Raw genomic sequence first — 20,755 nt, 5'->3', positions numbered from 1 at the left:
TTCTTTAATTGCAGTTGCTACTGAATAGAATCAGGTGTCTTTATTGAATATCTTGCACGTAATGTTGATGCTATATCTGCAATCTCTGGATTAACATCAGTTATCGTAAAATAAAAAAAGAGAGAGGAAGGGGATAAAATCCCCTCAGGTCACAGTCACATTGCTACCATTCGATTCAGCCACAACCTCCGGGTTATAATACGAATAAGCCCTGCTCTCAGACACGATAGCTTTCACAGGGAACAGCGCTTTCACCTGTATACTGAAGCTGATCTCCTCGCCGGGTTGCATGTCGTCTATGTAGAGTATCACCTTGCGACCTGCGATCTCATACCTGGTTATAATGCCGTCTTCTTTGAGAGCCTCAAGGCTCGATGTAACCGGAGCGAATCCTGTGGGTACCGCGATGTCCACTATCATCATGCCGCTGGAACTGGCAACACCGTCGATTCCCCGGATGCCATTGTATTTCAGCCGGGTGTTAACTGTAACGATATCACTCACTGCGACATCGGTGGAATCGTATTCCACATCAAGCTCGATCTCATTCTGTTCTGTGATTTCGGGTAGTATCACATTGAAGCGTCTTACAAGCTGGTAGTTCAGTTCGCCGGTGCCGTCAAGTTGGAGTTCGACCTGTGATGCGCTTTTGGGTATATCCACTATCTGCACCACATCGAAATTTGCAGAGTTAACCTTGATGGATTTAATCTCTTCACCGTCTGTAAGCACCCGTACCGTAGCATCGATATCCCTGCCTGCTGTTGCCGCTGCAGTCATCAGTGCCCTGAAGGCCATGACCGTATCCTGGGTACTGGAGAATCCGCCATTGGAACTGCGCTGTGCAGCTATCCATTTCAGTGATGAGCTCGCAGTGGGGTTATTTGCCTCTATCAGAGCAAGGGTTGCGTAGGCTGTGGTTTCTACATTCTTGCTGGAAGGTGCGATAAAATCGTAACCTCCGTGCTCATATGGTTTAGCAACAGCACCGTCACCGTAGCCCCAGTAGGTACCGTCATCATCCTGTTTTACGATAGCAAGCAGGTCATTCAGAGCCTCGTCTGCAAAGGGACTTTCAAGTCTCTGCAGTGCCAGGGTGCCGATTGCCAGAGCGTAGGGGTCGTCCTGCTCTGCAAGATTATCCTCCAGATACTTCTTGGCATCGGCCATAACCACAGGGCTGGGAGATCCATATTCTTCAAGCGCCAGGGTAACATATGACGTTAATGCATAGGTGCCGCTGACACCTCCCATCATGTCCTGATGTACCACAAAACCGACCTGTTCCCAGGATCCGTCCGGCTGCTGGTGTGACTCGATCCATGAGGCGGATTCTGTAAGGATGTTTTCGTCGATGGTTGTAAGGTCCCTTGCACCACTGAACTGTGACAGCACGAAGGCTGTAAGCCAGAGACTGCCTTCAGGGTCGCTTTCCCCAAATGCCGAGAAAGAGCCATCACTGTGCCGGTAGGTCAGCTCACGCTGGTAACCTGTTACTATGTACATCTCAGCCTTTGCTTTCAGTTCTGGATTGTCCTGCCCGGTAGCTTCAAGGTAGTGCAACACCTCCACATCAGTGGAGAAAAGCATCATGTTCTGCTCTCCGCAGCCGTATGGCATCCCAAGAAGGTCATCTACGCCGTTTATTGTCTGGGCGACGATGCTCGGTGTAAAGCTCACAAGCACCTTACCTGAATCGGACACTATTTCTTCCGGGAGGGCCGGGTCAAGTTCCACTGAACCGTTCTTCAGGACCCCGTTATCTACAAGCTCCCTTGTAGCACCTTCCGGCTCAATGATAATGTCCTTACGGACAGCGTCGGCTTTCTCAGTTGTCTGACCCATGATCTCGATTAGCTGCTTTCCAACTTCAGTGGGCCGGATGGTGAAGCTTGCATGGGCCACACTGTTGGCCTCGACCGGTAATTGCTGCACGTCATCACCAATGATATCGAACCAGTCTGCATCCGAAAGTGTGAGTTTTACTTCCTGTTCCGTGTCAAGATAGTTGTAGACCTGCACCTGTACAGGGAACTCCTCACCTCTGGTCACTGCATATGGGAGGTCAGGATCTATGAAGAAGTCCTGGAAGACCGTCAGGCTGGATTCGGAGATTCCGATACCTTCGGGACCCGAGGAAACTGCATGCAGTTTCCATGTGGTAATGCTGTCCGGAGCTGTCAGGTCTAGGCTGGCACGTCCCAGATCATCCGTCAGCATATCAGGCATCCATATCCAGGTCTCCGGGAAGAACTGACGTACTCTCCGGACTTCGGCAAGATCTCCTTTTTCATCAGCAACCACATCATCCATTTCTAGATTGGCGGGCTCTTCCATTTGTGGCGCTGCTTCCTCGACTAACATTCCGTCAATTTCCACATCCCTGCCCGCAAAATTATTGTAACTCACCGGTGATTTCGGTACACTGATTCCCGGTGATACCATAACCGTCACACCGGAATTTTCCAGCATCTCATATGCTCCTTCCCGACTCCACACCGAATGGGATTCGGCCTGTGGTTCCATAAAGCGTTTTTCCAGTTCGTCGAAGACCTGCTTAAGATTCAGCCTGCCCTCGCTAAGAGCGTACACTGATTCGTCAACGATGGAAAAACCGATCATGGATCTGCTTCCGGCATCAAAGTCAACGGTAACATTGTCTCCCGGCTCAACGGAATCGCTGTCAAAGGAGCCGGACAGGTTCACCTGTGTGGAGAACCGCACATCAAAGGGCAGCACATCAACGGAAACCTCACTGTTTGGATTGATCATGTATGCAACAACCTTTGCATGGGGGCTCATCTGCGGAGTGACCGGAATACTGATGTCCTGTTCATTGCTGGTTGCTGAATATACGGTCCTGCCATTGGCAAAGACATCATAGAACACAGTTCCGGGATTTGTGGAGTATACCCTGAAGGAGATGGTATCTCCCACCTCGGGAACTCCCTCACTTGTCTGGCTGATGTGAATGAAACTAGCACTCGGTGAGTAGACCGCTCCCATCTCCCTGTAAGCTGATGCATCATCTGTCCGGGCATTAAGGTAGCATGCTGTGGTTGATTCAGGGACATCGTATGTGATCAGGGCAACGCCGTTACTGGTTGTAACAGTGTCCTGTTTTTCTGTTCCTTCATAGGACTCGTTCCTGAAGGTCGCATCTATATCCACTTCAGTATCAACAGGATTTCCTCCGGGATCCTTTGTTACTATAATCACCTGAAAAGGCATTCCCGGTTTGACATAGTCGGATTCAGGTATCAACTGCAAAACCACAGGGGAATTTGCAATTGTAAGTAATTTGTTGGTGGTCTCGCTGTGATTACCAGTATCGTTCACAGTCACATTGAGCATCAGACTTGCCTGCCCTGCCGCACCTTATGTGCCGGCTGCATACTCCACTGGCGGAAGTTCGAATTCCAGAGAACCCTTCTCAAGTTCTCCGCTGAATGTTGCGTACTGTTCCCATTCACCCACATAACGTGAAGCCTCGACAAGCACCTCTCCTTCTACATCCTTGCCGAAGAAGTAGTTTGCGGAGACGGTGCCTGTTATCTCGTCCGAGACCAGGAACCAGTCCCGCTGTGTGCTGAGTGAGACATCGAATTTGGGCAGCACATACTTGTCCACCTCGATATCTACATTGGATGTTGATTCCCCGGCATTTGCGATTACCTTCCATGTTCCCAGATTCAGTTCACTGGCAAGTGGCATGTCAAAGGAAACTACTCCGTATCCGTTGGAGCTCAGCTCTTGCTTGAATACCTTGATGCCTTTGGCATCGGTAATCTCGACTGTGATGTCCTGTTCCACAGGCACGAGGTTATTGTTCAGGGAGAGTATCCTGCCATGTACAGTCTGGCCGGGCTTGTAGATTGGCTTATCTGTCTCGATGAAGAGCGGGTTGTTCTTTATCACTTCCACCACGGCGGTGAAATTGCGCTCGTAGCCTGCCGGTTTTGCCGTGAGCACGTAGCGCCCTTCCTCGACATCGGGCACTTCAAAGGAGGCCACCGCATTACCGGATTCGTATGTTGAAACGCTGATGAGGGATATCTCATTGTTGTCCTCATCCACAAGCGTATATTCGATACAGCGGCTCACCGGCTGCCCGTCCTCAAAGGCCGCCATGGTTATCGAACTCTCGCCACCCGAGTAGAGCATCTTCGGAGCGAGTATGAAGAACTCGTCGCCTGCGTCTGCAAGCTGTCCGGTACACAGGCCCGCCTGGTTTGAGGGCAATTGCGAACCGCCGTTTCCATTACCAATACATCCCGAGAAGAGGGAGAACAATATCAATATGCAAAGAAGCTGTGACTTTAACCTGGTTCCTTTCATTCTCATTTTTTACCACGCCCGAAATCAGATCCGGTGTATTGTTTATGAAAGAATGTAAGGAGCAGAACTGTATATACTTTGCTTAAACTTCAAAGATGTTCGAAGTTATATAAAGCGGAGCAGTCTGAAATGAAAAATGCAGAATATAGGGCTATATTCTGAGGAAATGAATCAATTATTGTGTGCAGGGATCTTATAGCTCTTTCTGGATATCTTCAATGCGTTTTCTGGATCCTACGGACAATTATGGGTTCAGAAAGATAAGCCTGAAATCCATTTTTCTCACTCACCAACAAGCTTCTTCGTAATCTCTGCCACATGTCTTCCCTGGAACCTCGCAATCCCAAGCTCATTCTCACTTGGTTGTCTGGTATCCGGACCGCTACCTGCGACAGTCGAAGCACCATAGGGGCTTCCTCCTGTGATTTCGGTGAGGATTGACTGCCTTTCTTCTGAATAAGGTACGCCTACGATTATCATGCCGTGGTGCAGGAGAGTGGTGTGAAAACTCAGGATGGTGGATTCCTGTCCTCCATGCTGGGTGCTGCTTGATGTGAACACGCTGCCGACTTTGCCTATGAGAGTACCCTTTGACCAGAGGCTACCTGTCTTATCCAGAAAAGCACGCATCTGTGCAGCCATCATTCCAAACCTTGTGGGTGTTCCAAAGATAATGGCATCTGCTTCCTCCAGATTCTCGACAGTTGCAATGGGAATGTGGCTGAACTTATTCTTTGATTCAGTGGCTCCCATCTTCTCGAGTATTTTGGGAGTAAGTGTTTCATGCACCTGGTATAGTCCTACCTCTGCACCTTCAACCTTTCCGGCACCCCCTGCAACCGCCTCTGCCATTTTGTAATTGTGTCCGTAGAGGCTGTAAAATATAACATTTATCTTCATCATTTCACCCGGTATTCTTGCAGTATATGGCATCGGTAATTAATAATATTGGGCATGTGACCTGATAAATAATTTATCAGGTTTTGGGTCAATGCATGAATTTAAATAAGCAATGTTAGACATAGATAACATTATATTAGTAATATTTAACATCATGTTAGAATTATATATGGTGATATTTCATGGCAAAACTTGAAAAATATGTACGTGCAGGTTATTCACTTGCTATTGTGCTCATTCTGGCAGGTATGTCTCTGGTGATTATTGCCGAAGAGTATATGAAGGGAGCCATTACTCTGATAAATATGGGGTCTGTTCTTCTTTTTGTTACGTTCCTCAGGGCAAGAAGACATCGCAAAGGTCTGGTGAAGGGTGAGAGGACTGTCAGGATCGTTCATATGGATTATCATATTCCTGTTTTGTCAGTTTTATTGTACTTAACCTGCTGTTCTGGATAGGCAATCTGTCGCTGTTAAAATTCACTGTTCCTCAGGTGATAGGTATAATGTTTATCGTGATGATCGCAACGGCAAAGGGATTCCAGTGGTACCTTTTCAGAAAGGGTGATATGGAATAATGACTCTCCGGTGAAAAATATGAAGACCAGGATAAAGGAGCTCAGGGCCAGGTATGATATGACCCAGGAGGATCTGGCCATCAGGGCAGGTGTCAGGAGGGAAACCATAGGTTTTCTGGAAAAAGGGAAATATAACCCCTCACTAAAACTTGCCTACAAGGTTGCACTGTGTCTGAAGACGAACATTGACGAATTATTCATCTTTGAAGAGGATGATCTGAAATAATCTACTATCAGGTGAAAATGTGGAAACCAAAACAAAGGTATGGCTGGCAGAGGATGGAAAACCGGTAATAGGTGCAGGCAAGGTTGCCCTGCTCAAAGTCATTGATGAGGAGATGTCTTTAAGAAAAGCCTGTAAGAAACTTGATATCTCCTACAAACACGCGTGGAATGTACTCAACACCATGAATGAAAGACTTGGCAGGGATGTTGTAAGGACTGTCAGGGGAGGGAAGGACCAGGGGACTTTTCTAACTGATGCAGGCAGGCAGCTCATCCGTGAGTATGAACTTCACAAGGACTTTGTCGAGGGTACTATGAAAGACGAAGGTTCATGGCAGAATATCGGATTGAAGCTTTCAGCCCGCAATAAAATCCCTGGAAAGGTTGTCAGAGTAGACAAAGAAGGTCTGGTATCAAAGATCATTATTGAGATCGAACCTTCCGCCCTTACATCCATTATAACCTCTGAGGCCGTTGAAAGGCTTGACATAAAGCCGGGTGACGATGTCTTTGCAATTATAAAATCCACCGAAGTACTCGTTGGAAAGGGTACACAAAAGGAAGAATAAGTCATGTTTCATAAATATTATTTTATGGACATGAAAAAAAGGTATATAGTCAGAGATAACATATATAAATTTGTGGGCTCTTTAGCCCATTCTATGGTTGTGGTGTTGAAATGACAGAAAAAAATGATTTTATGTGGGGAAAAGACCGTATCAATAAGAACGGGAATATCGGAAAGATCGTGGTAATCCCACCGGAGTGCGGGGATGAAGAAAAAGAGGGTGATGGGATCTCTTTTGCCCGTGATGAGGACGTGGATTTTGAAGTTGACGAATTCAAAGAAAAAACAGCAGAGAAACTCTCAAGAGAACTGCATAAGGATTAGTCCTGATTCTGATAGCTTCTTTGAGTTAATGTTTGTATATCCCGTATATCATCAGTGGTATCAGAATCAATGCAAATACCATCTTCACCTGAGCTGGTAGTATTTCACTCGCACTGCCTACTATGGAAACCGCTTCTATTCCCAGTCTGAAGTATATCAGATCAAGGATCAGGCCGAATATTAGTGAACACACGGCTATTGTTACAAGATAGATCGCTGCACTCCTTTTACCAAGGAACTTTGTTACCATGGTTATCGTTGCTGCATTGGTAGCAGGTCCTGCAAGCAGGAATACAAATGCTGTTCCGGGGCTCATGCCCTTGGCTATTAACGCTGCGGCCAGTGGTGTGGAGGTGGTTGCGCAAATGTACAGGGGAATTCCCACAAGCAACATTAAGACCATTGAAGCAATACCTCCTCCTAAATAGGTCTGCACAAGTTCATAAGGCACGGCATAGGAGATGATGCCCGCAACAACAATACCGAACAGCAGCCATTTCGAGATGTCACCCAGCAGTTCAAAATAAGCATATCTGAAACCTTCCTTTAAACGCTCCGTGACGGACAATTTCTTTTCTGTTCCGGGAAGGGCCTGACAGGAACATGAAGTATCATTGCAAGCGGTAACCGGCTGAACCTGAAGCAGGTTATCATCCAAATTTATTATCTTTTCAGTAGTTCTGTCCTCGGGAGCCCTGACTTCTTCCCTGCCCAGGAAGTTCTCTGCAATGCCAGCTGACAATGCGGTTATAAGAGTTGCAAACGGACGGAACACTGTTATGATCGGATCGAGCAGGGCATAAGTTATTGAGATTGAGTCAACCCCGGTTTCAGGGGTGGAGATCAGGAATGAGAGAGTTGCACCCTTTGTAGCTCCTCTTTTTTGAAGGGACAGGGCAGTTGGGACCACTCCGCATGAGCACAGGGGAATTGGTATTCCCAACAGAGATGCATTCAGAGCTGACCTGAACTTTCCGGCGGAACTGCCCAGATATTTTATTATCTGTCCTTCGGGTATGGATATATGGAGCAGCCCCGCAATGGTAAATCCAAGAAACAGGTATGGAGCCATTTCCAGAAAGAGATTCCAGGATTCCAGGGCGATTCCCATCAACGCGGATCGCACCAGTTCGGCAAGTGGCATTATTTGCACTCTCCCACATGCTGCCTTCACATATCAAGGAAAGTACGCACATGTTCGTCCGCGATGTGATATACTGCGAACCTGCCTTCTTTCTTGACCTTTACAAGGTCCAGTTGCCTGAGCGTTCGCAGGCTGTGGGATATGGCAGGCTGAGAAACATCAAGTCCCATCTCAAGTTCCTTGACACATAATCCTCCTTCTGACAGAAGGAACAGTATCTTCAGGCGTGTCTCAGAGTGCAGGGCACTGAGGACATCGCATATCCTGCAGAGTTCTTCTTCCGAAGGGAGAGCACGTACCATTTCTGATATTGATTTTACATCGGCACATGTATGCTCAGCTGAGATTTCCATAAATATATGAACATATGTAAATGTATTTATCATTTGCCTGTTTCCAAGTATTGATAATGGCTCCTGATGTAAATAAGAAATAATAAGTGCATGTATAAGAAAAAAGAAAGAAAGATCAGGCAAAAAACAGGATCACCCACATAACAACCACGAAGGCTGAAAGAGCTGCGAAATCCCTTCTTTGCATCCGGGGGTCGAAGAGGGATGTCCTGCAAATACCTTGATAACATCGGCTTTCCATTGCGAACGAAACCTCCTCTGCAGATCGGAATGCTGTTCTCATCATTGGGACAGAGAGGGAGTACACGGTCTTGAAAGGACTGCGCCCAGGGTCAAGGCCGCGGGACATCTGTGCATCCTTGAGGTGCCACAGGTGTTCATACAATAGGGGGAAAAAGTGTATTGACAGGGACATCATGGTTGCAAGGTCAAAAGACGATATGCCTGCTTTCTTCAGTGGCAAAGGACGTAGCATACGCTCGATGCCGGCAGTGAGCATGGAAGGTGCAGTGGTTGCTGTAAGAAGAGATGCAAACAGAAGCAAGTAAACAAATTTCACTGTCAGTAATAATCCGATGTGCAGTCCTTCCCGTGTGGCGCTGAAACCGGACAATGAGAATAATGCTGTTCCCTCTGTCAGGAATAGCTGCATAAGGAAAATGATCACTAGGAACACGATCATGGGTTTAACAGCAGCCATGGATACCTTAAAAGGAATACTTGAAACAAGGGATAAAATTAAAAATACGGCTCCTATTAAAGCCATCTCTGCAAAAGAAGCTAACTTGAAAATGATCATGCTGGCTATCATCACAGAGATTATCTTTGTTCTGGGGTCCAGTCTGTGGATTAGGGATGTGCCGGGGATATAGGTGAAAAAAAGATTGCTCATTACTAACGCACCATTCTTTCCTTTTGTACGCGGGTTATTTCATCGAATGCATCCTCTATACTGAAAACATCATCCCTCACATCAATACCCTTCTGACGCAGATCCTTCATCAGGGATGTGATATCAGGTAGCGGAGATGAAGTTGAATAGATATAATCGTCAGGTTTACCTTTGAATGAGACCCTTCCGTCTTGCATCAAAAAGACTCTGTCTGCAAGGAACAGCATGTCTGCTATCCTGTGGGATACTATGACGACAGAGATACCTTGCGAATGAAGGGTCTTTAGAAGTAGCAGCAGGGAATTCTTATTCTCGGGGTCAAGTCCGGAAAGAGGCTCATCCAGTAATAGATAGTCAGGCTGCATTGCCAGTACACCGGCAATAGCCACCAGTCTCATCTCTCCCCCGCTTAAAGTAAAAGGTGAACGATCATACAGTTCCTCCCTGACCCCTGCCAGCTGCAGGGCATGAATGACCCTTTTGTCCAGTTGCTTCCCCTTGATGCCAAAATTAGAGGGTCCAAAGGCTACATCTTCGTATACTGTCTTTGCGAAGAGCTGGTTCTGTGGGAACTGGAAAAGTATTCCTACCTTTGTCTTGACATGCTTTTCATGAGCTGGCATTCCATCCACGATCACCTGCCCGGTAGACGGTTTGAGTAACCCGTTGAAATGCCGGATAAGGGTTGATTTGCCTGAGCCGATCTCCCCGCCTATGAGGATGAACTCTCCTTTGCCTATGGATAGATTTATGTTTTCCAGTGCAACCTTTTCAAGGGTGGTGCCGGTATTATAGGAAAAACTGACCCCTTTCACATCGATCGGCATAATTCCTCCACAAGTTCATCCCTTGAAAAGACTATCTTCTTTTTGATTATTCCTGAATCATAGAGCCTTCTTGAAAGTTCTGCTACGGGGGGTAACTCCATCCCATGTTTTTGAATGATGTCCGGGTGCGTGAAAACGTCATCCGGGCTGCCTTCAAGGACAATCTTTCCGGAATCCATAACGATCAGGCGGTCAGCGCCAACAGCTTCTTCAAGCATGTGCGTGACGTGCACGACAGTTGTTCCTTTTTTGTTGATGTGATGTATTGTTGCAAGGATCTCTTTTCTTGAGGTGGGATCAAGCATAGAGGTGATCTCATCGAACACCATGCATTCCGGTTCCATTACAAGGACTCCTGCAATAGCAATCATTTGTCTCTGTCCTCCGCTCAACGAGCGAGGTGTATATTTCTTGTAATCGGAAAGTTCCATCAACTCTAAAATTTCGTCCACAAGCTGCCTTACTCTTTCAGGAGGTGTTCCGGTGTTCTCAAGTCCGAAGGCGATATCTTCTTCAACCGTCATACCGACAAATTGGGAATCCGGATTCTGGAAGACCATGCCTACGGTTCTGCGAATCTCTCTTAGATTTGCATTTTTTGCGGTACAATATCCTTTGACCTTAACCGATCCGGATGAGGGGAGAAGTAAGGCGTTCATATGGCGTACCAATGTCGATTTGCCACTACCGTTCCTGCCAGCAATGACAACAAATTCTCCCTTTTCTATATGCAGGTCTACAGAGTCCAGTGATAGCTTACCGCCCGGATACCTATGGTTTAGAGTTGTGATCTCGATCATGTTTATCTTTATATTGAGTACTTTGAAACAATAACAGACGCAAGAGCAAGTTTTAGCAGATCTGCAGGAAGAAATGGGAGAACACCCACCTTTACAGCATTTTCAAGTGTTATGCTGGCAGCATATGAAAGGTAGGAAGTTCCCAGCAGGTATATTACGCATAACCCTGCAATCATGAATGTCGCATTTAATAGGATATTTGATGTACCCTTTTTTTCGGACAGAGTTCCAATAAGAAAAGCAGCTATTGCAAAACTGATCAGGTATCCTCCTGTGGGTCCAAGGAGCATGCCGATCCCTGATGATCCTCCTGAGAAAACCGGGAGGCCTATGATGCCAAGTAGCAAGTATACAATGACACTTAAAGTGCCCCATCGCGCGCCGAGCATAGCGCCTGCAAGGAATATAAAGAGTACTTGTAAAGTTATCGGAACGGGGCTGAAGGGTATTGGTATCTTCAGATAGGCACCCACAGCTATCAGGGCAGCAAAAAGGGATGAGAGTGCCATTTTTTTGATATCGTCTCCGTGGTAGGAATAATGACTTTCGTCCATTCTTTTTTCTCCTGATTTTTCTATTCTATTTCTAATTTGCTTCTAAAAGTGCACATAATTTGGGAGGGGTGTGGATAATCGTATCTAGTAAAAGGATGCAATAAGATTGTCAACCTGTATTTTGAACTAGGTTTACAAAATATAAAAAGCTTCTTTCTGCTGAAAACAAACAGGAGGATTCCCGATTGGATCAATACATTTGAATAAATATAATTCAAAGAGTATCAATTAGAATCAGCGGATCTGGCTAAATTCTAAAAACATTTAAAGTGCCGGAAATACCGGCACATAATACAAAAGTCAGAAAAAAAGGAGATTTACATCTCCATGTCAGGCTGTGGCATTCCTGGGGGCATTGCACCTTTTCTGGAACCTGCTGCAACCACATCGTCGATCCTGAGGATCATTACTGTTGCCTCTGTGGCTGCATTGAGTGCCTGTGTCTTGATTCTGAGTGGTTCAAGAACATTGTTCTCGAGCATGTTGACGATCTTACCTGTGTACACGTCAAGACCTGCATTCTTGTTACCCTTTTCATGCTGTGAGCGCAGTTCGATGATCTTGTCTATGGGGTCAAGACCTGCATTCTCGGCAAGTGTCTGCGGTATGATCTCAAGTGCTTCTGCAAACTTGCTGACTGCAAGCTGTTCTCTTCCCTTGAGTGTTGCTGCGTACTCACTGAGCCGGAGTGCAAGCTCTATTTCCGGAGATCCGCCACCAGCTACTATCTTCTGATCCTCGAGGGCGACACCGATCACACAGAGTGCGTCGTTGAGTGCACTTTTCAGGCTGTCGACAATATGTGTGGTGCTACCGTGAAGTATAAGTGAAGCGGTCTTTTCTTCCTTACATCCTGTCAGGAATGTCATCTTTGCACCACTTATGTCTCTCTCTTCAACAAGCTCGGCACTACCAAGGTCTTCCGGCCTTATATCGGTGACATCCTGGAACAGTGTTGCTCCGGTCGCTTTAGCCAGTTTCTGGAGATCGCTCTTCTTTATCCTTCTGCAGGCGTAGATGCCGGCCTTTTCGAGATAGTACTGTGCGAGGTCATCGATCGCTTTCTGGCAGAACACAACATTGGCACCACTTGCAATGATCTTGTCCACCATTTCCTTGACCATTCTCTCTTCCTGGTCAACGAACATCTGCATCTGGTCCGGTGAGGTTATCTTAATCTCCGCACTCTTCTCGATCTTGTGGAACTCAATGCCGAAACTTGCCAGCATTATCTTTGCGTTCTCCACCTTTTTCGGCATGTTGGGCCTTACACGTTCCTTGTCGACAATAAGTCCCGGGACAAGTTCTGTGTCAAGGACGCTTCCGCCTTCTCTCTTTTCGATAGTGACATCGCCCACATCAACCTGGATGCCATCTTCTGTCTCTTCGGCGACAGAGAGCACTGCATCGATCACCAGATCTGCGAAGAAATCCTTGTATTCACCAGCACCTTTTCCGGTGAGGGATGTCTTTACAAGTTTTCCCATGGTTTTCCTGTCATCCCTGGAAATGTCGATCGTTATCGTCTTGAGAATCTCGGTGGCCTTCTCAGCAGCCATTCTGTAACCAGATGCGATAATGGTTGGGTGAACACCTTTTTCTATGAGCTCTTCGGCTTTAGCAAGAAGTTCTCCTGTTAAAACGGCTGCAGTTGTCGTACCGTCCCCAACTTCGTCGTCCTGTGTCTTTGCAACTTCTACTACCATCTTTGCAGCCGGGTGCTCGATATCCATCTCTCTGAGGATTGTTGCACCATCGTTGGTAATAACAATGTCACCAAGCGAATCTACAAGCATCTTGTCCATACCCTTGGGGCCAAGGGTAGTCCTTACTGCCTTTGCCACTGCTTTTCCGGCAAGGATGTTAATGCTCTGGGCATCTCTTGTTCGGGAACTTTTGTTCCTGTTTCCTAACATGTATGTGGGCTGTCCTGCCAAATTATAACCTCCTAATAATAACAATGCGTATCGATATAGAAGTTAGTGTTAATTTCCATAGAGTATCAGGGATACTCGTACTGAACAATCTAAATGCAAGCAGTTCTATATAAAGATACCCATCAGGAACAAGGATGCTTAAAAATAAAGAAGGGCGTTTCTTGCTCACTGGTTTCCGTATAAACTGGCCAGATGGGTATTGATAAGGCAGCAGACGTGCCTTCTGTAAATTTCTCCATTAGGTATTGTGAAAAGGGCCAGACTTCCGACATTCCAGTTGGCGTTTGTAATTACCCCTTTTTCCTCCATTTCATCAATTATGGCTTTAATTTTACTGAAATCATTGACAGTGTTCCTCCAGTCTCCCGGATGGGTGTCAGCAGAAGCATTCCCCATCTTTAGCTCAAGCTGCTGTAATGCAAACTCATACACTGAAAACCACTCAATGTCTTTTGGGGTCAGTTCTATCCTTCCATTTCTGGCATCCTGGCGCAACCGTTTCAGTAACAAAGGGATATCATAGGACCTTAAGGAATTATTTTGCACTTTATCAAAAACATCTTCCGCTTCACTCATATTTACACCTGTTTTCAGAAATGAATGTCCTGATTTGAAGATGAGGGTCAATGCAAATAAGGTTTTTGTCCGCAACGGGATGAAAAATTATTCAGGAAAGAGTCTTATTGTCAGGATGCCCGGGGGGGACTACAGTGACTACGGGCCCTTGGCAAATCTGCCGGCGGGCGTTCTCAGTATTTGGTTATTGCTGCACTCCTGTGGACAGTTCTAGACAAGCAGGCTTTGAATGCAGGCGCTCTTGATGAACTGGATCATATTGTTCCTGAGAAGGAATTCCTGATCGGAGAGATCATCCGGGTCAAGGTATTTATTGAACACTTCTTTGAATTCATTGAATGTTGCTTCATCTTTATTATTCATAAAATACTCCATTTAGCACTGAATAATAATATTATTATATTTATAATAAGCAATTAGTATAAATAATTAATGGACTGCAAAATGTATATATCTTATTCTTTCTGAATATGATACTTAATACAGATCCAATGTATGCCGGAAAGTTTAAAATCACGCTCATTGTCCAACTTTTGCAGGTTCTGTTACCTCAAAGGAAGCTCACTTCCTGCCTGAAAATATTGCTTCCGGGTACTGGGTAGCAGTTGTGTTGACAATATGTCCAAAAGTGGGTTCATTTTCCAATATAAGTTGATTATTTATATCTAAAATGTTAGTTATACCTCATGCACGAAAAAAGATACCCAAAAGGTCACTTCATGGCAATAGGTATCGCTATAGGTCTTCCCCTGGGCATTCCAATTGGTCTTTTATCAGGTATGGTCGCAATCGGACCGGTGATCGGCATAGCCCTTGGAGTCGGAATCGGGACATACATGGAGAAAAAATATAATCCAAGCCCACTGCAGGTCACGCCGGAAGAGGAAAACCGGCGGAAGAAGATCCTTCTGTCACTCTCCGGAATTTTCCTGTTGGGTGTTATTGCATTTGCTGCTCTTGTAATGCTGACATGATCTCCGGAGATATGCATTTGAAAATGCTTGTATTTTATGCTTGTATTTTATATGAGTTACATAAAGAAAAGTTGAAATAAAATGCAGATTCAAAAGACATTATGGGCATGACAAAAGGATTTCTATTCCGTATGATCATGATTGTGATTGCGATTATCCTCGTAATAGGTCTCTTTTTATATGGCTATGGATTTGATTCGGTATAAGCTGGCCGGGCATATACTGTATACTTATCTTTCCGCCCCGTTCAGGCCTAAACTTAAAATGAAAGGATTCATTTTTTCCAACAGCTCCGTAAATGCAGATATTATGAAACTGAGCATACACACAGATCGATCTATAAAAAAAAGCATTTCGCAAGGATGATTAAATAGGCCATCCTTACGAAGTGAAAGTTTAACAGTTTTTGACTGTATATTGTACGTCCCGACCGAGAATCGAACTCGGGTCTAAGGCTCCGCAAGCCCCAAGGATATCCGCTACCCTACCAGGACACTAGGTTATGTTCTAATGTCTTTCTCCAATATAAACATTATTGGTTAAAATTAACAATGATGCTTGAAATATGACCTGAGGCACTGATAAAAGTTAAATCCTGCGACAGTGATTAGTAAAGCATGTCAATGACCATAGGACTTGCAGGAAAACCCAATTCGGGAAAATCCACGTTCTTCAAGGCCGCAACGATGGCGGATGTTGAAATTGCAAACTATCCTTTTACAACTATCAACGCAAATAAAGGTGTCACCTATGTGCGCGCCGAGTGTCCATGTGTAGCGCGCAGCAAACGTTGCGGGAACTGTGTTGAAGGAATCCGTTACGTACCCATAGAACTCATCGATGTGGCCGGGCTTGTACCCGATGCTCATCAGGGCCGCGGTCTTGGTAACACCTTCCTGGATGAGCTCAGGCAGGCACAGGCCATCATTCATGTGATCGACGCATCCGGGGGTACGGATATTGAAGGCAATCCTGTTAATGTGGGGGATCACAACCCCATGGATGACATCGACTTCCTTAACCGGGAGATCACAATGTGGATGTTCGGCATTATAAAGCGGAACTGGGACCGGCTTGCTCGTAAGACACAGGCAGAAGGGCTCAAGATCGAGAAAGTGCTCGCAGATCAGCTTGCAGGTGCCGGGGTGGATGAGTATCATGTTATATGCTCGCTTGCGGAGTGCAGGCTTGACCATAATCACGTGAAATGGAGTGATGATGACCTGATCCGTTTCTGTGATAGTATACGGATTATCAGCAAACCTATGATTATGGCAGCCAACAAGGCAGACATTGCTCCGCAGGAGTTTATCAGTGATCTGAGGTCCCTGGACCAGATTGTAGTCCCGACAAGTGCAGCTGCCGAACTCGTGCTAAAGTCAGCTTCCAGGGGCGGAGCCATAAAATACGATTCCGGGGATGCCGAATTCATTATACTGAATGAAGAACTTACTCCTGCACAGAAAAAGGGCCTGGAAAGTGTACGTACGCTCATCGCTAAAATGGGTGGTACCGGTATACAGGAATGCATCAATAAAGCGGTGTTCGAACTTCTTGACCTGATAATAGTGTATCCCGTGGAAGACGAGGGTAAGTGGACCGATAAGAATGACAGGATGCTTCCGGATGCGTTCCTCATGAAGAAAGGTTCAAGCGCTCACGATCTTGCTTATAAGGTTCATTCTGATATCGGCAATAGATTCCTCTATGCCGTGGATGCCAGGACCAAGATGCGCCTTGGAGAAAAACATGAACTCAACGATGGTGATGTCGTGAAGATAGTCTCCACTGCCAAGTGAAACGGATATTTGAACACTATACTCGGCTCCCTATCATGAACATTATTACCTCTTTATATGAGAACTATCTTCTGAAACAGGTATCCGGCTCCTCTGCCAAGATTCCCGGGCATGTATCACTGGTACTTTCGGAAAAAGACATTTCACAGCCAAATGGCTTTGTGAAACTAAAGGAATATATAACCTGGTGCAGCCAGTTGAATATCAGGATTGCCAGTATCTATGTCGATGTGCTTGATACTGAGGAGGAGCTCAGGTCTGAAATGGTTGAAAGGCTTGTGGAAAAACTGGCTGAGTTCCTTCCGGAGTTGCCTTATGATATAGGTTTTGAAGTTTATTCTGATGAAGGGGAACTCTGTCTTGAAAGAGAAGACGAAAAGATGCTGGTCTATGTCTCAGTCGGGTTCGGTGGAAGAAAAGAGGTGACAGAAGCCGTATTATCCATTCTTTCAGATGTAAGGGACGGAAAGCTGGACTCGTCTTCTATAGTCGAAGAGACTATAGAATCCCGCCTGAAAGTTAAGCATGAGCCGGATATCTTCATACGTTCCGGTGGCAAACACCTGTCCGACTTTCTGATCTGGCAGGCCGTGTATTCCGAACTTTATTTCACGGATGTGAACTGGCACAATATGCGGAAACTGGACATCCTGAGAATAATCCGGGATTTCCAGAAACGTCAGAGAAGATTCGGGAAGTGAACTGTAAGGCTATATCCTTCTCTCCATGACGATAGCATTATCATCCAGATAATAATCTTGTACAGTGCCTCTGATCTCGAAATCCATGTCTATGTAAAATTTATGTGAACCGGTGTTCTTCTCCCTTACTTCGAGTACGATCTCATGATAACCATAGAGCTTTACAAGGTCTATGCACCATTCAAGCAGGTCCGTGCCAATGCCCTGTCTTCTGAAATCAGGGTGCACTGCAATGTTCTGGAGGTGAGCCTTTCCTTGCGAATCACCGATTATGGCATAACCAAGAATCTCTTTTTCTCTTTCGTAGACAACAAATCCCGGATTGTTAAGATGGGCCTTGAACAGAAAGTCCGGCCATGGGACCGGGAAACAGGCATCCTCAACCTGTACAATCTGCGGGATATCCTCAATAATCACTCTGCGTATCATGTTTTATCATAATCCGGACTCTGGGCTTAAAACATCTGTGGAACTATTATTTATATTTGCTACACCAAGCATGCAATATGGCCGCCTTCGCAGTTATAGTCTGCTCTAAATGCCGGGAACATGCCCAGATAATCGAAATCCCGGGCCCGAAGAAGACCCGGTGCCAGAAATGCGGATCTAATCTGGAGATCCGGAAATTACGCTTATTTCATAGATCTGAAGATCTGCAGGAAGCGGTCGCTGCAAGGACGGTGCTCCAGGCAAAGCTACATGGTCAGGAAAAAGACGGGATGTCTCTCTTTTCAGAAAGCTCTGAACCGGTAAAAGCAATATCGATCCGGGAAACCGGGTTATTTGATGTTTCATTAAAGGATTTTACGGATAAGAGGGAATTTACGGTACAGAAGTTGAATAAAAATCTTCTAATTATTGACCTGCTACGTTCAAACGGAGGAAAGATGGATACCGACTCTTTAAAAGAAATTGCAAAAGAGCATGGTATTCAGGAACAGAAATTTGAGCAGATTCTGGATGGGCTTACAAGAGCCGGTGAAATATATGAGCCTTCAACAGGTATGGTGTGCCTGACGTAAGTTAGCACTTGCGTTTGTTTTCTGGGAACCCGGGATATATTTCTTTTTTGATTCTGACTGAACTCTGTTTGGAAAAATGCTGATTGACTATTATATTACTACTATACAAAAGATATATTTGAAATGAAGCACTACATGTAATGTCTGAACGATTACATTTCCAACAGGGTTTCAACCCAAGCTCATCTGACCAGGTAAGAACATGTCTGACATAAATCTTGATATTATTGAACTATTGCTTACTGCACAGGTATATAACAAGTATCCGGAACTGGATGTAAACGATCTTCCAAAGAACATACGCAAATTCTACTGGAGCAGAGAACATCGCTCGGTTCCAAAACCGATAAGGGTTAAGACAGCAGACATAGAAAGGTTTTTTGGCATCGACAGTGTAAATGGTAAACTGAAATCTCTTCCCTTTGTTGCAATAGATGAAGTGGATTTTTCGGTCAAGATCACCGCCCTTGAAGTAGGAGCTGATTGGTTCCAGAAAAGGGAAGGTTCAATGGACAAGATAGAGCACAACCCGGTACTTGCCTATTATTATGAAAAGAAACAGGCGACTGGCGCTGACTATAAGAGTGCAAAATCGAAGGTGAGGCCAAAGGAGGTCGACAGGGAATGGATTGAATCCCTCATAGAGGAGATATCTAAAGAAGAAGCCGGAGAAGATATGCTTAAACTTGTCCAGATAAGTGCTCCGGAAGATGTCAGGCAGACGCTCAGGGAATTTATTCTTACGACCGAACAGCAGGAAGATGTCCGGAAAATAGTTAAGGCCATACAGTACAGGGATTACCTGAAACGCATTGGTCTCTACGATGTGGGGAAGATTCTGATGGTAGGTCCGCCGGGTACCGGGAAAACATCACTTGCCAAGGCTATGTCAGAACATCTTGCAATTCCTTTTGTCGAAGTGAAACTGTCCATGATAACTGACCAATATCTGGGCGAGACGGCAAAGAATATAGATCGTGTGTTCGCCCTTGCAAAAAGGCTGAATCCGTGCATACTTTTCATTGATGAGTTCGATTTTGTTGCAAAGACCCGTTCCTCTGATGAGCATGCGGCGCTTAAGAGGGCGGTCAATACACTTCTCAAGGCTATAGATGACATAAGCCTCACAAACGACGGCGTCCTGCTGCTGGCGGCAACTAACCATCCCAAGATGCTTGATTCTGCTGCATGGAGGCGTTTTGATGATATCATGAAGTTCCCTTTGCCTGACACGGATATGCGCAAGAAGATACTTGATATAGTCACAAAGGAAATCACAGGGGATTTTGATACGGCTGAGGTTGCATCCCTTACACATGGTTACAGTGGTTCCGATCTTCGTATGGTAATAAGAGAATGTGTTCTCAGTGCACTTGTGAAAGAACGTATGGAACTGACACAAAGGGACATGCTCAGTGCTGTTGCATCCTTTGATGAACGGGCTGTGCTCAAGACAAATGAGTACGATGCAACAATGTGACCGGGGCACTCCATGAGGATTACTCTTCTGGGAACCGGTGATGCAACCGGCACTCCGGTCATCGGATGTAATTGTCAGACCTGCATAGCTGCACAAAAAGGTGGTAAAAGTCGCAGGACCCGATGTGCGGTCCTGGTGGAATCAAATAGTGGTTCGGTACTTATTGATACGGGGCCGGATCTTCGCTATCAGATGCTAAAGAACAATATAGGCCACGTGGATGGGGTGATATGGACCCACGGGCACTATGACCATTTTTCAGGCTTTGCTGAGTTCCACAGGGTCCAGTACAACGTGGATGTCTACGGGTTAAAGGAAACACTGGATTACATCATGGATTATTTGCAGTTCCTCCGGCCACGGAACCATTATATCCCCATATACAAGACATTTGAACTCATCGGCCTTGAATTTACATTGTTCAGGGTGGTGCACCCTCCTGCAAAGAATCCTGTGGGTGTCATTATCAGGGATGGAAGTAAGAAAATTGTCATAACAGGGGATACTCAGAGGGGAATCCCGCAAACAAGCATGGACCTGATAAAAGATGCTGATCTGTTGATTGCCGATGCGATAGTACCTCCGACGGTGGAGGTTAAAAAACATATGAATACTACCGAGGCAATGGACCTCGCAAAGACAATAGGGGCAAAAAAAGTGGTTTTCACACACCTGAGCCACTTCTTCAGGCCTCATGATGAGGCAATTAAGGAGTATCCCCTTGGATACGACGGTATGGTATTTGAACTGTGAAGTAGCAGTAT

Annotated in this window: 23 protein-coding genes and 1 tRNA gene; 10 read left to right on the top strand and 14 right to left on the bottom strand. The window is 45.6% G+C overall.

Annotated features, from left to right (window positions below; all coding sequences use genetic code 11):
* Positions 1–144 precede the first annotated feature (144 nt).
* The 3 genes from CUN85_RS03090 to wrbA form a co-directional block, all read right to left on the bottom strand.
* Entirely contained in the window at positions 145–3,354 is a 3,210-nt protein-coding gene (locus tag CUN85_RS03090) for an alpha-2-macroglobulin family protein (RefSeq protein WP_235856167.1), read from the bottom strand.
* A gap of 24 nt (positions 3,355–3,378) precedes the next feature.
* Complete coding sequence (locus tag CUN85_RS13245) at positions 3,379–4,344, bottom strand: MG2 domain-containing protein (RefSeq protein ID WP_235856166.1); 966 nt, start codon at positions 4,342–4,344, stop codon at positions 3,379–3,381.
* Between the two features lie 276 nt (positions 4,345–4,620).
* A complete protein-coding gene (gene wrbA, locus CUN85_RS03085; RefSeq protein ID WP_235856165.1) occupies positions 4,621–5,271 on the bottom strand; it encodes an NAD(P)H:quinone oxidoreductase in 651 nt (216 codons plus the stop codon).
* A gap of 149 nt (positions 5,272–5,420) precedes the next feature.
* Between wrbA and CUN85_RS03080 the strand changes: the two genes are divergently transcribed.
* From CUN85_RS03080 to CUN85_RS03065, 4 genes are all read left to right on the top strand, one after another.
* A complete protein-coding gene (locus tag CUN85_RS03080; protein WP_135388844.1) occupies positions 5,421–5,696 on the top strand; it encodes a hypothetical protein in 276 nt (91 codons plus the stop codon).
* Between the two features lie 138 nt (positions 5,697–5,834).
* The gene (locus CUN85_RS03075) at positions 5,835–6,041 is read left to right on the top strand and encodes a helix-turn-helix transcriptional regulator (RefSeq protein WP_135388843.1); all 207 of its coding nucleotides are present in this window, start codon (positions 5,835–5,837) and stop codon (positions 6,039–6,041) included.
* Between the two features lie 19 nt (positions 6,042–6,060).
* A complete protein-coding gene (locus CUN85_RS03070) occupies positions 6,061–6,609 on the top strand; it encodes a TOBE domain-containing protein (protein WP_135388842.1) in 549 nt (182 codons plus the stop codon).
* 110 nt (positions 6,610–6,719) lie between these two features.
* Entirely contained in the window at positions 6,720–6,932 is a 213-nt protein-coding gene (locus CUN85_RS03065; RefSeq protein WP_135388841.1) for a hypothetical protein, read from the top strand.
* Positions 6,933–6,957: 25 nt separating this feature from the next.
* Here the strand turns inward: CUN85_RS03065 and CUN85_RS03060 are convergent, their stop codons facing one another.
* From CUN85_RS03060 to CUN85_RS12915, 9 genes are all read right to left on the bottom strand, one after another.
* Entirely contained in the window at positions 6,958–8,076 is a 1,119-nt protein-coding gene (locus CUN85_RS03060; RefSeq protein ID WP_135388840.1) for an SO_0444 family Cu/Zn efflux transporter, read from the bottom strand.
* A gap of 26 nt (positions 8,077–8,102) precedes the next feature.
* Positions 8,103–8,429, bottom strand: coding sequence for an ArsR/SmtB family transcription factor (locus CUN85_RS03055; protein ID WP_135388839.1), 327 nt, complete (start codon positions 8,427–8,429; stop codon positions 8,103–8,105).
* Positions 8,430–8,544: 115 nt separating this feature from the next.
* Positions 8,545–9,321: an energy-coupling factor transporter transmembrane component T family protein gene (locus tag CUN85_RS03050; protein ID WP_135388838.1), complete on the bottom strand. Its 777-nt coding sequence runs from the start codon at positions 9,319–9,321 to the stop codon at positions 8,545–8,547.
* 2 nt (positions 9,322–9,323) lie between these two features.
* Positions 9,324–10,148, bottom strand: coding sequence for an ATP-binding cassette domain-containing protein (locus tag CUN85_RS03045; protein WP_135388837.1), 825 nt, complete (start codon positions 10,146–10,148; stop codon positions 9,324–9,326).
* Positions 10,133–10,948 carry an energy-coupling factor transporter ATPase gene (locus CUN85_RS03040; RefSeq protein ID WP_135388836.1) on the bottom strand — a complete coding sequence of 272 codons (816 nt, stop codon included), beginning with the start codon at positions 10,946–10,948 and terminating at the stop codon, positions 10,133–10,135. The genes CUN85_RS03045 and CUN85_RS03040 overlap by 16 nt, the downstream gene beginning before the upstream one ends.
* An 8-nt stretch (positions 10,949–10,956) precedes the next feature.
* Positions 10,957–11,502, bottom strand: a complete 546-nt coding sequence (locus CUN85_RS03035) for a biotin transporter BioY (protein WP_135388835.1) — start codon at positions 11,500–11,502, stop codon at positions 10,957–10,959.
* A 317-nt stretch (positions 11,503–11,819) separates the two neighbouring features.
* Entirely contained in the window at positions 11,820–13,439 is a 1,620-nt protein-coding gene (gene thsA, locus CUN85_RS03030) for a thermosome subunit alpha (RefSeq protein WP_135388834.1), read from the bottom strand.
* A gap of 165 nt (positions 13,440–13,604) precedes the next feature.
* A complete protein-coding gene (locus CUN85_RS03025; RefSeq protein WP_135388833.1) occupies positions 13,605–14,015 on the bottom strand; it encodes a hypothetical protein in 411 nt (136 codons plus the stop codon).
* Between the two features lie 210 nt (positions 14,016–14,225).
* A complete protein-coding gene (locus CUN85_RS12915; protein ID WP_167848768.1) occupies positions 14,226–14,378 on the bottom strand; it encodes a hypothetical protein in 153 nt (50 codons plus the stop codon).
* 323 nt (positions 14,379–14,701) lie between these two features.
* On the opposite strand from CUN85_RS12915, the gene CUN85_RS13140 reads away from it, so the two are divergent.
* Positions 14,702–14,989: a hypothetical protein gene (locus tag CUN85_RS13140; RefSeq protein WP_205804333.1), complete on the top strand. Its 288-nt coding sequence runs from the start codon at positions 14,702–14,704 to the stop codon at positions 14,987–14,989.
* Positions 14,990–15,411: 422 nt separating this feature from the next.
* On the opposite strand, the gene CUN85_RS03015 is transcribed toward CUN85_RS13140, so the two are convergent.
* Positions 15,412–15,483: transfer RNA gene (locus CUN85_RS03015), tRNA-Arg, on the bottom strand.
* 123 nt (positions 15,484–15,606) lie between these two features.
* On the opposite strand from CUN85_RS03015, the gene CUN85_RS03010 reads away from it, so the two are divergent.
* Together CUN85_RS03010 and CUN85_RS03005 are read left to right on the top strand one after the other, a co-directional pair.
* Positions 15,607–16,788, top strand: coding sequence for a redox-regulated ATPase YchF (locus tag CUN85_RS03010; RefSeq protein WP_135388832.1), 1,182 nt, complete (start codon positions 15,607–15,609; stop codon positions 16,786–16,788).
* Positions 16,789–16,823: 35 nt separating this feature from the next.
* Positions 16,824–17,489, top strand: coding sequence for an undecaprenyl diphosphate synthase family protein (locus tag CUN85_RS03005; RefSeq protein ID WP_135388831.1), 666 nt, complete (start codon positions 16,824–16,826; stop codon positions 17,487–17,489).
* Positions 17,490–17,498: 9 nt separating this feature from the next.
* On the opposite strand, the gene rimI is transcribed toward CUN85_RS03005, so the two are convergent.
* A complete protein-coding gene (gene rimI, locus CUN85_RS03000; protein ID WP_135388830.1) occupies positions 17,499–17,918 on the bottom strand; it encodes a ribosomal protein S18-alanine N-acetyltransferase in 420 nt (139 codons plus the stop codon).
* A gap of 77 nt (positions 17,919–17,995) precedes the next feature.
* On the opposite strand from rimI, the gene CUN85_RS02995 reads away from it, so the two are divergent.
* The 3 genes from CUN85_RS02995 to CUN85_RS02985 all read left to right on the top strand — a co-directional run bounded on the left by CUN85_RS02995 (position 17,996) and on the right by CUN85_RS02985 (position 20,744).
* Positions 17,996–18,511 (top strand): DUF5817 domain-containing protein, encoded by a 516-nt coding sequence (locus CUN85_RS02995; RefSeq protein WP_135388829.1) that lies wholly within the window; start codon positions 17,996–17,998, stop codon positions 18,509–18,511.
* Between the two features lie 202 nt (positions 18,512–18,713).
* Complete coding sequence (locus tag CUN85_RS02990; protein WP_135388828.1) at positions 18,714–19,991, top strand: ATP-binding protein; 1,278 nt, start codon at positions 18,714–18,716, stop codon at positions 19,989–19,991.
* A gap of 12 nt (positions 19,992–20,003) precedes the next feature.
* Positions 20,004–20,744 carry an MBL fold metallo-hydrolase gene (locus tag CUN85_RS02985; RefSeq protein WP_135388826.1) on the top strand — a complete coding sequence of 247 codons (741 nt, stop codon included), beginning with the start codon at positions 20,004–20,006 and terminating at the stop codon, positions 20,742–20,744.
* Positions 20,745–20,755: the final 11 nt, after the last annotated feature.

This window comes from Methanolobus halotolerans, from assembly GCF_004745425.1.
GTDB classification, from domain to species: Archaea; Halobacteriota; Methanosarcinia; order Methanosarcinales; family Methanosarcinaceae; genus Methanolobus; species Methanolobus halotolerans.
The sequence above is the reverse complement of the archived record's forward strand: the minus strand, read 5'-3'. Positions and strand labels throughout refer to the sequence as shown.